The sequence below is a fragment of the Haladaptatus sp. W1 genome (assembly GCF_001723155.1).
GTDB lineage: Archaea > Halobacteriota > Halobacteria > Halobacteriales > Haladaptataceae > Haladaptatus > Haladaptatus paucihalophilus.
On the sequence record NZ_MEIH01000418.1, the window covers coordinates 1 to 14,670 of the forward strand.

Consider the following 14,670-nt stretch of genomic DNA (forward strand, 5'->3'; position numbering starts at 1 on the left):
CAATATCGAGATAGCTGTCCATGCGTCGTTTCAATCCGTCTGGATCATCCTCCCAAACGAGGTACTGCAGGAATACTCGTGTAGTGTTCATTCCGACAGCACTGGCCCAGCGAAGTTCACGGTCGATGGTTTCCGGATCGAACGATTCGGCTAGCCACATCTCGGTTGGGTTGACCGCGGTGCTGGGCAGGTAGTTACACCCGACGAGCCAGTCTTGTTTGTCGTACCAGTTCCATGCTTTCTCTTTGCTCCAGCGATTGGTTGTCATAGTTTGCGAATACCTGTGTTGAACCGTATCAGGGTGCGTTTTGCGTGCGATGCATCGGGAGAGTGGTTCGAATCGACACGATTACCATTCGGCGACGCTGCGTCGTTGTGCCGCCAGATGGGATTGTGCCAGCTCGCCGTCCGGCGAGACTTGCGGATCGGTCACGCTAACGAGGTCGTGATACTCGTTGGCACGTATCGTCTCCATATCCACTCACTCGAAACGCGAGCCAAATATACTTTCGATTCGAAATATTCCATCGAACCAATTTATCGACAGTTACTGATGAGACATCACTCGCCTGTCACTGTGTTAGAATGAAAGTGCGCCCACGTGGCGCTCGTAGCATGGCACGCGACAAACGGTACGCGGGCGCGAGTAGAACTACGCTTTCAGCACTGTTAGGTCTATCGCCATGGTAGGATGACGATGATTTCAACCGGGTCCCCGCCTCACTCGGAGAGTTTCAAGTTGGTCGACAGTTGTCGGGTTTGTGGTCAGAATCAACAGTGGGGAGAAAGTGGCAATAAAATATAAATTTCGGAGGTCGATTCTGGGACCCGCCTACGTTCAGAAGAACTTCGAAATCGCATCCAAGAGTATCGCGAACGCTCTCGGGCCGAAAATTGCGAGGAGCGTTTCGAACGAGAGCGAACCGAGCGCGGAGAGGATGATGAAGTTTCTGTCCTTCATCTCACCGAAACCGGCCGGGACGGTCAACATCCCGCGAGTGAACGGGAGCGTGTTGCTAAGCGGAATGGCGAGCGGACCCCACCGTTCGAGCCAATGGTCGAACCGGTCCAGCGACGAGTCGTCGATTCGGAACCACGGTTTTTCGAGGAGGTATTCCCGTCCGCCGCGCTTCGCCAGCAGGAACAGCGCGTACTGTCCGGCCGTCGAAGCGATGACGGCGACGACAACGATGACTGCTATCGTCCGATAATCGCTGGGCGACTTCGCCAAGACGGTGACGCCGACCGGGACGACGGTCTCGCTCGGCGCGAAGTACAGCATCATCGCGCCTTCGAGGATGAAGATGAAAAACAGGGCGAACAAGCCGTACTGGTCGAGCCACTGTTTTGCGAGCGTTTCATCGCCGAACAGGAAGAGGAGAATACCGGCGACGGCCACGAGCGCGACGCTGCCCGCGAGCACGAAAACGCCGTAGTTCGCGACGAACGTTCGAATCGAGCGAGAGTTCGGGGCAAACGACAGAATCGCCAACCCGAAAACTGAGAAGGTGAGGAGGGTCGGTATGGTCGTCTCGACCGCAACGAGCGAGGCGATGTGCATCAGATACGGATATTGACGGGACGGGCTAAATGCGTTGTGACCCATCCCCGGAGCGACGCGGTTTTGGGGATTCCGCGGGTAGCAGTGATATGAACTTCGCCGAGCGTCCACGTCGGCTTCGTCGTGACGGAATCAGAGAGTTAGTCAGCGAGACGACCCTCGATGCGACCGACCTCATCGCACCCGTGTTCGTCGATGCGACGACGGACGAACGGGTCGAGATCGAATCGATGCCCGGACACGAGCGCGTGCCGATAGACGAGAGCGTCGCACGTGTGCGGGAAGTGCTGGAAACGGGCGTCGGGGCCGTGATGCTGTTCGGCATCCCCGAATCGAAGGACGAACGAGGCAGTCGCGCGTGGGCCGAAGACGGCGTGGTACAGGAAGCGACGCGTCGAATCACGGCTGAGACGGACGCCACGGTCATCACCGACGTCTGTCTCTGTGAGTACACCGAGCACGGCCACTGCGGAATCGTCGAGGACGAGGCCGCGGACGACCCGCGACTCACGGTGAAAAACGACGAGACGCTCGACCTGCTGCAGAAAATCGCCGTCTCGCACGCCAAGGCAGGTGCGGAGATGGTCGCGCCGAGCAGCATGACGGACGGTATGGTGGAAGCGATTCGCACCGGACTGGACGAAGCGGGCTATTCCGACGTACCCATCATGAGCTACGCCGCGAAGTACGAATCGGCGTTCTACGGCCCGTTCCGGGACGCGGCGGACGGCGCACCCGCCTTCGGTGACCGACGACACTACCAGATGGACCCGGCCAACGCGCGCGAAGCGATGCACGAAGTCGAACTCGACGTTGAGCAGGGTGCAGACATACTGATGGTCAAACCGGCACTGCCGTACCTCGACATCGTGCGGGACATCCGGGAGGAGTACGACCACCCGATTGCCGCCTACAACGTCTCCGGCGAGTACGCGATGTTGCACGCCGCGAGCGAAAAGGGATGGCTCGACCTGCGGGAGACGGCGCTCGAATCCCTGCTGTCCATCAAGCGGGCGGGTGCGGACCTGATCTTGACCTACTTCGCCGAAGACATAGCCGAGGGCCTCGCGTAAACCGACGACTCTGTGAGACGGCCACTTCGTGAGATAGGTATTCGTGAAACGGCGAAAGAAAGGCTCTATCGCCGAATTCGTGCTGTTCTCACGCGCACCAAATCAACAGGGAACGTCGCGGACGCCGAGGCGTCACGAAACGTTTGTCCAGAAATGAGTCGCTAAGGAGTGGTTTTCCGCCCACATTACAACCTTAAACGGATTGTATCCGATAATAAATCGGATGTTCATACAGTTGTGAGCCGAATAAATGGAAAACGTTGACAGGTAAGGTTATATGCGACAGCACTGTTCTGGCTTAGCATGGCACAAGACACGGTCACGGACGACTATTCGATATACCTCGACAGCCAACCCGACGACCTCGTGATCGTCCCGACGGAAGGAGACGACGAGTGAGAAGATAGATCGGAGCGTGTGTAGTGAGAAAACGAACGGGACCGAACGGTGTTATTCCGAATTTGAATTCGAATCAGAACTAGAATTGGTAGTCGAATCAGAATCCGAGTTCGAATCGGAATCAGAACCCACATCGAGCGAACCGAGCGTCTTTTCGGCCCATTTGATGGCGTAGCCGACGCCGTGGTCGCGGTAGGCCTGTGTGTCGAGTGCCGAAAACGGCGCTGGCGGTTCGATACCGTGTTTGATGGCGCTACAGGCGAACTCGGTGGCGTCGGGGAAGTCGGTAGTTCCGGTCACGACTTCCCGGGTGATGCCGTCCACCCGCGGTTCGATTCGTTGACCCGCGTCCCGCCACGCCTCGAACAACCGAGGATGCGTTCCCTGCCAGTCGGCGAACACCTCGCGTGTGTACAGCCCTTTGTACGCGTCACACAGGGCGACGGCGAGTTGGTACGTGGCCGCGGGTCCGAGCGGAACGACCTCGGCGAACTCCCGGTATCGACCCTCGAAGAATTCGAGGAAGTGCTCGGGAAGGTCGAGTCCGACCTCGACGAGCGCTTCCACGACCAGAAAGTTGACGAACTCCTCGGGCGACCCCTGAACGCGCGCTTTCACGAAGAGGACGGGTGGGTCGGTTTGGTGAGTCCACGCCACGCTGCCGTCTCCCGGCATCCCGACGACGAGGTCGGACCCGGCGAAGCGTCGGAGGAGTTCCGGAGCGTCGTCGGGTAGCCACTCGTCGGGTGCCGAAAACGGACGGAGTTCGTCCGTCAGGAGTGCGAGGTCGTCGCGCGCCGGAATCGGGAGCGTCTCGAAATCGCGTTCGCAATCCAAGACGAGCGCGTCCGGCGCGTGGTCGCCTCGGACCGCCGCCACGTCGTCCGGCACAGACCGTTGGCGAAACATCAGGCGATGAGCCAAGCGTTCATGATGACTGCAAGTACGGCCACCATCGTCAGTACGACCGTCCCGATGACGATTTTCGTCGGAGTGCTCATACCCATTCGTTTCCACTCGACTGCTTAAAATCTGCCTACTCGGGTCGAAACCCCTTCGTTTCCACTCCAGATTGACCGTTTTTCACCAGTCGGCACGTTTGGCCACCCGTTAGATACCGACACCGGCGGCATCGAACGTCGAGGTGACGAGACGGTCGAAGTCAGAACAGAGGTAGCGAAACCGAAACAAAAGCGGCAAGAACCGAAACGGAATCAGCTATCGGCCGCACCAGTCCACGAATCGGGGACCTGGATGACGTATCGACCGTTCTCACGCATGGCGATGATGTACTCGTCCCGTTCGTACAACTCCATCAGGTTGAGTTCGTACTGCCCAGGTTCGACCACCTTGATGCTCTCGAACTGGCTGTTGAGCTCCTCGCGGAGTTCGTCGAGACTCGGCTGGTTGTCTTCGGGCGGTTTGATAACCGTACCTGTTCCCTCGTTGTCCGGCCGTTCCGGGAGTTCGTCGTCCGGGACGATTTCCGAGCGAGCGCTCGCCTGTGCGCGGTCCTCAGTCGATTCGATGCTGGGTTCCGCCGTCGCTTTTCGAGTCGGCTTCGACTGAGCCGCTTCGTTCGCCACCGTCGACTCGTCCGCCTCTGCCCGCTCGCTCGCTTGTGGTGGTTGTTCGCGGCGGTTTGTCGGTTGGGTAGGCTTCTGCGCGGGTTCGTTACGGTCCGAGTTCGTGGATTCCGATTCCGAACGACCGCGCGACCCGACCCATCCTTTGACCGTATTCGCCGCTCGACCTACCGTCCCGGACCCGCCTGCACTGTCAGCGGTCGGTGCAGCGTTCGCGCTCGCACCCGCGGATTCGGTGGCCTTCGTTTCGTCTTGAGATGAACCGGACGGTCGGAATTGGAACTTGTTACCGCCACAGTCGGGACATCCCGAAAGCATCTCCTTCGACCCGTCCGCGAACGTCCGTCCACAGTTCGTACACTCGTGGGGCATTATTTGTGGGAGATGAGGGCGCTGATGAGGTTCTCGTCCTTGTGGAGCGTCTCGATTTGGTTCGCCGGACCGATGACGGTGAGTTTCGAACCGGTGGACTCACGACCCATCAATCGACCGAGGAGACTACTGTCGGACGTCTTCGAACGGGGATACGTTTCGATTTCGATACCACTGAACTCGTCGGGGCTGATTTCGGTCATCGTCACCTCGATGAGCTTGCTCTCCTCGTCGGGGGACAACCCCTCTTCGAGAATGACGATGTTGCCGTCACGGACGCCATCGAGTATCATCCGAATTTTTTCCATGCTGGTCTTCCCAGCCATCCGTTCACCACCGATGAGGTCAACTTGAACGCCGTCGTCTGAATTTTTCACTTCCGGCATTGGAATCACCCGAAGTACTCCGCGATTTTCGTGTACACTTCATCCATGTTGTCACCCTCCAGCGCGGAGAGTGGAATCGTCTCGTGTTGCGGATACGCGTTACGAATCCGCTGGACGCTCGAATCGTCGAGATCGGTTTTGTTCGCGAGGATAAGTACCGGCAGGTCCTGACTCTCGATGATGCCGATGAGCATGGTGTTCACTTGCGTGAACGGGTCAGTCGAGCTATCGAGAACGTAGATGACGCCATCGACGTCTTCACGGAGCCAGTGCATCGCTTCCGCGACACCTTCCGTGGCCTCGCGGGAGCGGCGAACGGCGTCCTCCTTCTCCATATCGTGGTCGAGGAACTCCTCGTAATCGACTTTCGTCGTGACACCCGGCGTGTCAACGATATCGATGGTGACTTTCCGTCCGTCGCGTTCGATTTCGACGTTTTCCTTCCTACGCGCGCGGCGTGTTTCGTGTGGAACGTGGCTCTCTGGACCAACGGCGTCACCCGTCCAATCACGAGCGATGCGATTGGCGAGCGTCGTCTTCCCAGCGTTCGGGGGCCCATAGATGCCGATTCGTTTCGGCTCTTCCGACGAGAAGAGCTTGTCGGTCACACGTGCAATACTTTGCCTGAGACCAGTAAACAATCCCATCCTTTTTCCTCCCAGACCCCAGTGTCGGATAATCACTCTAGACAACCGGTTGTCGAGATGAGCCGGACGTGCGGGGCTGTTGCGCGTACAAATTTACGCCATTCACTTAAACCTATGTCAGACAACTCTTGACGCAATTCCCATGCGGCAGTGGGAAAGAAATAGCGTAAGACTAACTCGAAGAAAACGAGGAACGAACTCGAAGAAAACACGAGCGGGACTCCAAGTGAATACGAGCGGGACTCCAAGTGAATACGAGACGGACCTCAAGAAAGGAACACAAAAAGGACCGATTCGGACCCCGGTCGATGGTCGAACTGGGAGGTACTTTCGTTGCTCCTGGTCCGTCTTTTTCTCGCCGCATCGAATTTTTGTTCAACGGCCGTGCTCGGGGAACGACTTCCACTGGAAACGAAGGGGTTCTCGGGTTACGTGGGCGAAAACGACTGGACGATTCTCACGCAACGGATGGAAAATAGAGACAAAATGAAAGGAAAGAGAACGGTAGAGAACTACCAGCACCCATGTTCTACGGTGTCAGTGAGCACGTGAAGAGATAACACGAGGAGGTGTTGCTCTAACGTTGGACTTGAGATGACTCGTTGCTGGAGACGGGTGGATGTGTTATTGTTTTTACTCGTTGGGACACACCCCCACCCCTTCGTTTCGGGTGGAAACGGCGAAAGGTGGGGTGTGGGGTGTCGGTTGGAGGTAAGTTACAGGGTACACCCCACTCTAGAAAAGAAATGACTCTAGTTTGCGGATATTGTTGGCTAGATTGTGTAATAAAGGTTCCTGTCCTAGAATAGCCCCCCTCCCCCACCACACTGTTTCCTCGTTCCACCCGAAACGAAGGGGTGGGGGGGTTCAGAGAAACGTGGTAACATTCGACGTGGTGTCCCTCCCACCGACTCACCCACCGACTTGCCCATCGACTTGTCAATTCCGAACGGCGTCATCTCGGATAGACAACATTCCGGGTATGATTCCAAAAGAACCTCCCTTTCTCCCCCCCCTGACAATTCTAACTATGGCGATAGTTTGTACGTGTTCCACCCGAAATTGGGGGGTTCGAATCATATCGTCGTGACTCGCGAATCGTCTTGGTCCCTCTTTTTCGACTCCACCCGAAATGCACGGGTTAGATCGCCTCAAACTCGAACGAAACGGACGGGTGAACCAGTCGGTCTCCGTTCCCGGCACCACCGTCTCGAATTCCCCCGCGTGCTTTCAAAATCATCTTTCGACAATTTTGATGACGACTCTCCAACGGCTCTCGACGAAACCGCTCGAAAATCTCTCGAAAATCTCTCGAAAATCGACCCCTCCCAAAATTCGCGTTCAAAACCGCCACTGACCCGTCAATTTTTCACAACTTCTCTTCTTTCGTTCGACCCGAAACGGTGCTCTTTCAGCGTGAAACCGGGAAAATACCGTTTTTCGTTCATCATTCAACCGATGAGAAAGATTTTAGTACTGTGCTGTACCTCTTTTTCATCTGCATCAACTGGACGCGCTGTCGCTTCTTTGGGACGAAAATCGTGACGTTATTCCCGGTTTTCTCCCGTCTCTCTCCGCACGGCGTGCCAACTCCAGTCGAAACGAAGGGGTACCAAGCCGACGTATGTCAGACGAAAATACCGACCCGCCGAACGAACGAACCGGCCACATGAACCGTGGCTTCGAGGGCATCGATTTGGACGATGTCGTCTTGGACGACTCGGACGAGGAGGGCAATCACGGGTTGTTCGACGATTTGCTCAGCGGCGAGCCGATCTTCGAGAACAAGGAAGTGCTTCGTCCCTCGTACACGCCACACGAACTCCCCCACAGGAAGGAGCAGATCAACCGGATGGCGACTATCCTTGTCGCCGCACTGCGCGGCGAAACGCCGTCGAATATCCTCATTTACGGGAAGACGGGGACCGGGAAGACGGCGAGCGCCAAGTTCGTGAGTCAGGAACTCGAACGAACCTCGCTGAAGTACGAAGTCCCGTGCGAGGTCGAGTACATCAACTGCGAGATAACGGACACGCAGTACCGCGTGCTCGCGCAACTCGCCAACAAGTTCATCGAGAACAATTTGTCCGACATCGAAAGTCGAATCGAGGAACTGAAAGACATCCGCGAGGGCGTGACTGCCGAATCCGAACAGTTGGCGAACGTCGATTTTGCCTCCGTTCAGGAGATCGACGACCGCATTGAGGAACTCGAAGCCGATTCGGAAGAGATAGAACCGGTTCCGATGACCGGGTGGCCGACCGACCGCGTGTACAATACCTTTTTCGAGGCCGTCGATTATCAGGAACGCGTCGTCGTCATCATGCTGGACGAAATCGACAAACTGGTCGAGAAATCCGGCGACGACACGCTCTATAACCTCTCGCGGATGAACTCCGAACTCGACAACTCGCGCGTGTCTATCATGGGCATCAGCAACGACCTGAAGTTCACCGATTTCCTCGACCCCCGCGTCAAGTCCAGTTTGGGAGAAGAGGAAATCGTCTTCCCGCCCTACGACGCGAACCAACTCCGGGACATCCTTCAGCACCGCGCCGAGGTGGCGTTCAAGGAGGACGCCCTTTCCGACGACGTGATTCCGCTGTGTGCCGCCTTCGCTGCACAGGAACACGGTGACGCCCGGCGGGCGCTCGACTTGCTTCGGACGGCGGGCGAACTCGCCGAACGCGACCAAGCCGAACGCGTCGAGGAGGGCCACGTCCGAAAGGCACAGGACAAAATCGAACTCGACCGCGTGGTCGAAGTCGTCCGTACGCTCCCCACGCAATCCAAACTCGTCCTGTTTTCGACCATCTCGCTGGAGAAAAACGGCGTCCACAACATCAACACGGGCGAGGTGTACAACGTCTACAAACACCTCTGTGAGGAGATCGACGCGGATATCCTCACCCAACGCCGTGTCACCGACCTCATCAGCGAACTCGACATGCTCGGCATCGTCAACGCCGTCGTCGTCTCGAAGGGCCGCTACGGGCGCACGAAAGAGATCAGCCTCTCGGTACCCATCGAGGAGACCGAGGCAGTCCTTCAATCCGACTCACGGCTCGGCGACATCGACGATATTCAACCGTTCATGCAACAGGCGCGGTTCGACAGTTGACCATCGGACACGATTCGGTAGTTGAACAATAGTACGGTTCGACGTCGGAATCCTTCGACTGCCCATCTGTCCCGTATCCGCCGTACGGTTTCCACTCGAAATGTTCCCCCTCCCCGATTCGTCTTTTGAACAACTCGTAGTATTCAGTAATTTTTAGTACAATACAGTGTGATTCAGTATACTACAGTCTACTACAGTATACACTCCAGTACAATACTGTGAGTTCAGCGTAATTCCGATTTATTTCCCCGTTAGACTATCTGTTCGCCGTCGTCGTCGTACACTTTGATCGCGTCCACGGGACAGACGCGGGCGGCCATCTCGGCGTCGAACTCTTCCCCTTCGGGAACTTCGCGGACGAAGATTCCCTCCTCGACCTCCTCGCCCTCCAGCAGGTCGGCCTTGCCTTCCTCGCGGTTTTCGACGAATTTCTCCCACTCCGCGGTGCACTGGAACATCCCCGTGCAGGTGTTCCGGTCGTATTCTATCTTCATAGCTACCACTCTGCTGTGTGCCCTCAAATGGATGACGGAGCGAAGTGGCCGATAACCAAACGATGAACCTCACGAAACGTACGTTCGAAGCGCCGCGACCGTCGGGTCCAGCATCGACTGGAGCGAGGACCGTTCGTCCGAATTCGGTACCCAGTCGTCCGCGGTGAGATAGTCGCCGATTTGGTGGACGACGCCCGCATCCACGCCGCGATACTCGGCGACCGCCAGCAGAGCTGCTTCCGCCATGCCGAGCGAGAGGGCGCCTTCGTTCGCGTAGTGTTCGATTTCGGGTTTCGTCTCGCGGTACATCGCTCCCATCGACCACGTTGGACCGCGGTGCACGCCGATTCCGGCATCCGAAAGCGCCGATTCAAGATGGTCCGTCACCGCTGGCGTCGATGCCACCGCCTCCTCCGGCGGGAGATAGTGCTGTGAAATTCCGTCGTCGCGGACCGCTCGCGTCGGGAGAATCGCATCCGAGAGCGGGACGTCCGTCTGCAATCCGGCACAGCCACAGAGAACACAAACCACCTCCGCGCCCGCCGCAATCGCGTTCTCCGCGACGATTGCGGTGACGGTCGGTCCGATGCCGAAGTCGCCGATGAAACCGACCTCCTTGGAGAGCAACTGGACCGTCTGACTTCGAACGTAGTTCACGCTCTCCGTCGCTCGCTCGTCCACCGCTTCGAGCAGTTCGTCCTCGAAGCCGAGGATGACCGCTTTCGGCATCTCGGGAAGCGCGCCGCCGTGAGCGCCCACGGCTTCCTCCGGCGAGAACAACGCCGGAGCGTCGTATTTGTCGCCGTACTTTGGAATCGGCATACTCGGCACTGTCTAGATAAGGACGAGCAGGTTGAAGAGCTAGTGATTCATGCTACTCTCAAACCTGCTCAACAAGAGTTTAGAGACGGCTACGCTTGAATGTTGGGAGCGTGAGCGGACGGCGACGCCCGTCAGGGCGTTCGCCGTCCGGCTCCACGCGACCGGTTGTTCGCTCAGGGAAACAAAAGGGATTCTCGCACTCCTCGGCGTAAAACGGTCGCATCAAGCAATTTTCCAATGGGTTCCTCGGGTATCTGACAGCGTCTCCGACCCGCCGTCGGCGACGCCGACGCGGGTCGCGGTTGACGAAACCGCTGTCAAAATTAACGGCGAGTGGTCTTGGGTGTACGCTGCAATAGACATAGAAACAAAGTTACTGCTCGATGTCAAAGTGTTTGATCGGCATGGGACCGATCAAGCGGCTGCGTTTCTGTCTGGATTGGCCGAGAAACACGATCTCTCTGACACTGTGTTTCTCGTTGATGGCTACGGCTATCGGACTGCCCTCTTTCGAATTGGATTGAGCGGTCACCTTGACTATACCGAGCGAAACCTTATCGAAAAGTGGTTTCACACGCTCAAACAGCGTATCGACCGCTTTCATACCTCGTGGGTGGGCAGTCGGCCGAGCGTTCAGCAGTGGCTTGAACAGTTTGTGCATTACTATAACCATCAGCGACCGCATCAATCGCTCAACAACCGAACACCTGTCGAGGACGAGCTAAACTAGACAGTGCCGCATACTCGAACATCACAATCGTCTGGAAAATAGCTTTCCTCGGCGACCACCCGACAGTTTAAACGGGAAGACGCGCCAAACGAGGGTAATGACCGGAATCGCACCGCGCACGCAAGGTGAGCGTGCGTGAACGTCGCCGACTTGACGGGCTTGCCGGACGGCGTTCCCGAACACTTCCACGCGCAGGGAATCGAGGAACTCTACCCGCCCCAATCGGAAGCGGTCGAAGCGGGAATCACCGAGGGTGAGAGCGTCGTCGCCAGCATTCCGACGGCGAGCGGAAAGACGTTCATCGCGGAACTCGCAATGCTGTCCAGCGTCGCCCGTGGTGGCAAAGCCCTCTACATCGTCCCCCTCCGAGCGCTCGCCAGCGAGAAGAAAGAGGAGTTCGAGGAGTTCGAACAGTACGGCGTCTCCATCGGCGTCTCGACCGGAAACTACGAGAGCGACGGGGATTGGCTCGCTTCGAGAGACATCATCGTCGCCACGAGCGAGAAGGTGGACTCGCTCGTCCGAAACGGCGCGAAGTGGATCGACGACCTCTCCTGTGTCGTCGCCGACGAAGTTCACCTCGTCAACGACGCGCACCGTGGCCCGACGCTCGAAGTGACGCTCGCCAAACTACGTCGCGTCAACCCGGACCTCCAGACCGTCGCGCTGTCGGCGACCGTCGGCAACGCGGGCGAGATGGCCGACTGGCTCGACGCCACGCTGGTCGATTCGACGTGGCGACCCATCGACCTCAGAAAGGGTGTTCTCTACGGACAGGCGCTCCACTTCGACGACGGGACACAGCAGGAACTTGCCCGCGGAAACGAGAAGGAAACCGCGGCGCTCGTCCGCGATACGCTCGAAGACGGCGGGTCGTCGCTCGTGTTTGTCAACTCCCGCCGCAACGCGGAGGCCGCGGCGAAGCGACTCGCAGACGTGACGAAGACACACCTCACGGACGACGAACGCCGGGAACTGCTCGACATCGCCGACCAAATTCGGGACGTGAGTGACACCGAAACGAGCGACGACCTCGCGACGGCCATCGAAAAGGGAGCCGCGTTTCACCACGCGGGCCTCGCTAGTGACCATCGGTCGCTGGTGGAGGACGCCTTCCGCGACAAACTCATCAAAGTCATCAGCGCGACGCCGACGCTTGCGGCGGGCGTGAACACGCCGAGTCGACGGGTCATCGTCCGCGACTGGCGGCGCTACGACGGCGATATCGGCGGCATGCAACCGCTCGACGTGCTCGAAGTGCATCAGATGTTCGGCCGGGCCGGACGTCCCGGTCTCGACCCGCACGGCGAGGCCGTGCTCATCGCCAAGAGCCACGACGAACTGCAGGAACTGTTCGACCAATACGTCTGGGCCGACCCGGAACCGGTCCACTCGAAACTCGCCGCCGAACCCGCGCTCCGAACGCACATCCTCGCCACCGTCGCGTCCGGGTTCGCGGGGACCGAGGAGGAACTCCTCGACTTCCTCGAACGGACGCTGTACGCGACCCAGACCGACGAAACGGGGCGGCTCGAAACCGTCACCCAACACGTCCTCGATTACCTCGACCGGAACGGGTTCCTCGAACGGGACGACCGATTGCGCGCCACCGGTCTCGGCCACCGCGTCTCGCAACTCTACCTCGACCCGATGAGCGCCGCCGAAATCATCGACGGACTGCGCGATGCAAAGGACAAACCGACCGCGCTCGGGCTGTACCATCTCGTCTCGCGCACGCCGGACATGTATCAACTCTACCTCCGGTCGGGCGACCGCGAGCGATACACGGAGATAGCCTACGAGCGCGAACCCGAGTTCCTCGGCCACATGCCCTCGGAGTTCGAGGACAACGCGTTCGAAGACTGGCTCTCCGCGTTGAAGACCGCCCGCCTGCTCGAAGACTGGGCGAGCGAACTCGACGAAGACCGCATCACCGAACGGTACGCCATCGGCCCCGGTGACATCCGCGGGAAGGTCGAAACGGCACAGTGGTTGCTCAACGCGGCCGAACGGCTCGCAGCCGAACTCCAGCGCGACGACGCCGAGGGAATTCCGTCGGCGACCACCACGGCCGTCCGGGAAGCACGGAAACGGGTCGAGTACGGCGTCGAGGAGGAACTGCTCGACCTGGCGGGCGTTCGGAACGTCGGTCGAAAACGCGCCCGTCGGTTGTACGAAGCCGGTATCGAATCCCGGGCCGACCTCCGCGAAGCCGACAAATCCGTCGTTCTCGGTGCGCTCCGCGGCCGGAAAAAGACGGCCGAAAACATCCTCGAAAACGTCGGGCGGCAGGACCCGTCGCTCGATGACGTCGAGGCGGACGCCGAGACGGCGGCGACGAGCACGCGGGCGACGAACGACGGCGGACAACAGAGCCTCGGTGATTTCGAATGAAATTGGTCGAAGGAACCGCAACTGTCGCCGACGTGAACGAGTTCGTGGCTCGCCTCGGCAATATCGGCGACGAGTTCGACTGTGCGATACAGGCGTTCGACGCCGACTACGTGGCCGGACGGGAGCATCTCGAATCGGCGGTGGAGCACGCGAACCGGGCGTTCGAGCGCGGTGAAAACGTCGCCCGCGACCGCGCCGTCGAAATCCTCCTGTACGCGGCGGGTCGCCGTCAGATCAATCAGGCGTTGGAGATGGGCGTCTCGGAGGGAGAACGGGATGTCGTCGTCGTCGTTGACGGCGAACGGGAGACGCCCGCGAGCGAAGCTATTGCCGATGTTCTGACGCCCGGCAGTACGCTCGACACTCCGGACCGCGAATCGGTCTTCGAGTTTTTCTCCGTCTCGGAACGCGAACTGGCGGCGACGACCGCCGACCTCACCGATATCGTCTGTGAACGCGTCGCCTTGCTCGAAGTCGAGAAGTGAGGGATGGTGGTGCGAAGCGGCGAGAGTGAGAGAGAGCGAGATGTGAAGAAATGGTGGTGCGCGGAGAAGACAACGGTGAGACGGCGACTGCTGCCGCTCCGTTCGATGGCCAGTATGAATTTCAGACGGCATCGTGTAGCTTGGGACAGAACCATGTCCGACGAGCACCACGACGCCGAACGCGTGCAGGAAAACGCACGGAAACGACAACGTGATCGGGCGGAACGAGTCGAAGACGCACTCGGCGATGCGGGTCGGATGCTGGGCGAGCACAAGTATCCGACAACGAGCGAGGAGTTGGCGACGGAGTACGGCGACCAGCCACTCGACTTGCCGAACGAGACGGAGACACTGGGAAGCGTCTTCGACCGTCTCGTGGACGAACGCTACGAATCTCCCGAGGAGGCTCGGGAAGCGGTGTACAACGAAATTTCCGGCAAAGCTGGCGGCCCGGCCGAGTACAACGACGAGCGGGAAGTGCGCGAGTTAGACGAGGACGAAACCGACGCCGAGTCGGAGACGAATTGGCAGTAGGCGGTCGAATCTTCCAGTTGAAATGCAGGGGGTTCGAGGGGTTGGAGTCTATAATTCGTCCGTCAC

Annotated in this window: 15 protein-coding genes; 6 read left to right on the forward strand and 9 right to left on the reverse strand. The window is 58.7% G+C overall.

Translation table 11 applies throughout. From position 1 onward, the window contains the following. From BG842_RS26580 to BG842_RS26585, 3 genes are all read right to left on the reverse strand, one after another. Positions 1-268 (reverse strand): hypothetical protein (locus BG842_RS26580; protein WP_394327505.1); only part of this gene is annotated, 268 nt, incomplete at its 3' end. An 81-nt stretch (positions 269-349) separates the two neighbouring features. Next, positions 350-475 carry a hypothetical protein gene (locus BG842_RS32650; protein ID WP_256388581.1) on the reverse strand — a complete coding sequence of 42 codons (126 nt, stop codon included), beginning with the start codon at positions 473-475 and terminating at the stop codon, positions 350-352. Positions 476-838: 363 nt separating this feature from the next. Beyond that, entirely contained in the window at positions 839-1,561 is a 723-nt protein-coding gene (locus BG842_RS26585) for a DedA family protein (protein WP_007982163.1), read from the reverse strand. Positions 1,562-1,650: 89 nt separating this feature from the next. On the opposite strand from BG842_RS26585, the gene hemB reads away from it, so the two are divergent. Then, on the forward strand, positions 1,651-2,634 hold the full coding sequence (hemB, locus tag BG842_RS26590) for a porphobilinogen synthase (protein WP_069453134.1): 984 nt from the start codon (positions 1,651-1,653) through the stop codon (positions 2,632-2,634). A gap of 450 nt (positions 2,635-3,084) precedes the next feature. Here hemB and BG842_RS26595 read toward each other — a convergent pair whose 3' ends face one another. From BG842_RS26595 to BG842_RS26610, 4 genes are all read right to left on the reverse strand, one after another. After that, a complete protein-coding gene (locus BG842_RS26595; protein ID WP_175424309.1) occupies positions 3,085-3,942 on the reverse strand; it encodes a hypothetical protein in 858 nt (285 codons plus the stop codon). Between the two features lie 305 nt (positions 3,943-4,247). After that, positions 4,248-4,991 (reverse strand): Zn-ribbon containing protein, encoded by a 744-nt coding sequence (locus BG842_RS26600; RefSeq protein ID WP_069453136.1) that lies wholly within the window; start codon positions 4,989-4,991, stop codon positions 4,248-4,250. Beyond that, positions 4,991-5,377, reverse strand: a complete 387-nt coding sequence (locus BG842_RS26605; protein WP_007982153.1) for a DUF2073 domain-containing protein — start codon at positions 5,375-5,377, stop codon at positions 4,991-4,993. Before BG842_RS26605 ends, BG842_RS26600 begins: the two co-directional genes overlap by 1 nt. A gap of 5 nt (positions 5,378-5,382) precedes the next feature. Continuing rightward, complete coding sequence (locus BG842_RS26610; protein WP_069453137.1) at positions 5,383-6,024, reverse strand: Era-like GTP-binding protein; 642 nt, start codon at positions 6,022-6,024, stop codon at positions 5,383-5,385. Positions 6,025-7,648: 1,624 nt separating this feature from the next. Between BG842_RS26610 and BG842_RS26620 the strand changes: the two genes are divergently transcribed. Beyond that, positions 7,649-9,145 carry a Cdc6/Cdc18 family protein gene (locus tag BG842_RS26620; protein WP_069453139.1) on the forward strand — a complete coding sequence of 499 codons (1,497 nt, stop codon included), beginning with the start codon at positions 7,649-7,651 and terminating at the stop codon, positions 9,143-9,145. Positions 9,146-9,396: 251 nt separating this feature from the next. Here BG842_RS26620 and BG842_RS26625 read toward each other — a convergent pair whose 3' ends face one another. Together BG842_RS26625 and BG842_RS26630 are read right to left on the reverse strand one after the other, a co-directional pair. Beyond that, on the reverse strand, positions 9,397-9,639 hold the full coding sequence (locus tag BG842_RS26625) for a ferredoxin (protein WP_007982143.1): 243 nt from the start codon (positions 9,637-9,639) through the stop codon (positions 9,397-9,399). Positions 9,640-9,708: 69 nt separating this feature from the next. Then, complete coding sequence (locus BG842_RS26630; RefSeq protein ID WP_069453140.1) at positions 9,709-10,461, reverse strand: hypothetical protein; 753 nt, start codon at positions 10,459-10,461, stop codon at positions 9,709-9,711. Positions 10,462-10,510: 49 nt separating this feature from the next. Here BG842_RS26630 and BG842_RS26635 point away from each other — a divergent pair, with 49 nt between their 5' ends. From BG842_RS26635 to BG842_RS26650, 4 genes are all read left to right on the forward strand, one after another. Continuing rightward, positions 10,511-11,191: an IS6 family transposase gene (locus BG842_RS26635; RefSeq protein ID WP_069453141.1), complete on the forward strand. Its 681-nt coding sequence runs from the start codon at positions 10,511-10,513 to the stop codon at positions 11,189-11,191. A 135-nt stretch (positions 11,192-11,326) separates the two neighbouring features. Further along, positions 11,327-13,585 (forward strand): ATP-dependent DNA helicase, encoded by a 2,259-nt coding sequence (locus BG842_RS26640; protein ID WP_069453142.1) that lies wholly within the window; start codon positions 11,327-11,329, stop codon positions 13,583-13,585. Continuing rightward, positions 13,582-14,070, forward strand: a complete 489-nt coding sequence (gene cgi121, locus BG842_RS26645) for a KEOPS complex subunit Cgi121 (RefSeq protein WP_069453143.1) — start codon at positions 13,582-13,584, stop codon at positions 14,068-14,070. The genes BG842_RS26640 and cgi121 overlap by 4 nt, the downstream gene beginning before the upstream one ends. A gap of 153 nt (positions 14,071-14,223) precedes the next feature. After that, positions 14,224-14,604 (forward strand): hypothetical protein, encoded by a 381-nt coding sequence (locus BG842_RS26650; protein WP_069453144.1) that lies wholly within the window; start codon positions 14,224-14,226, stop codon positions 14,602-14,604. Positions 14,605-14,670 lie beyond the last annotated feature (66 nt).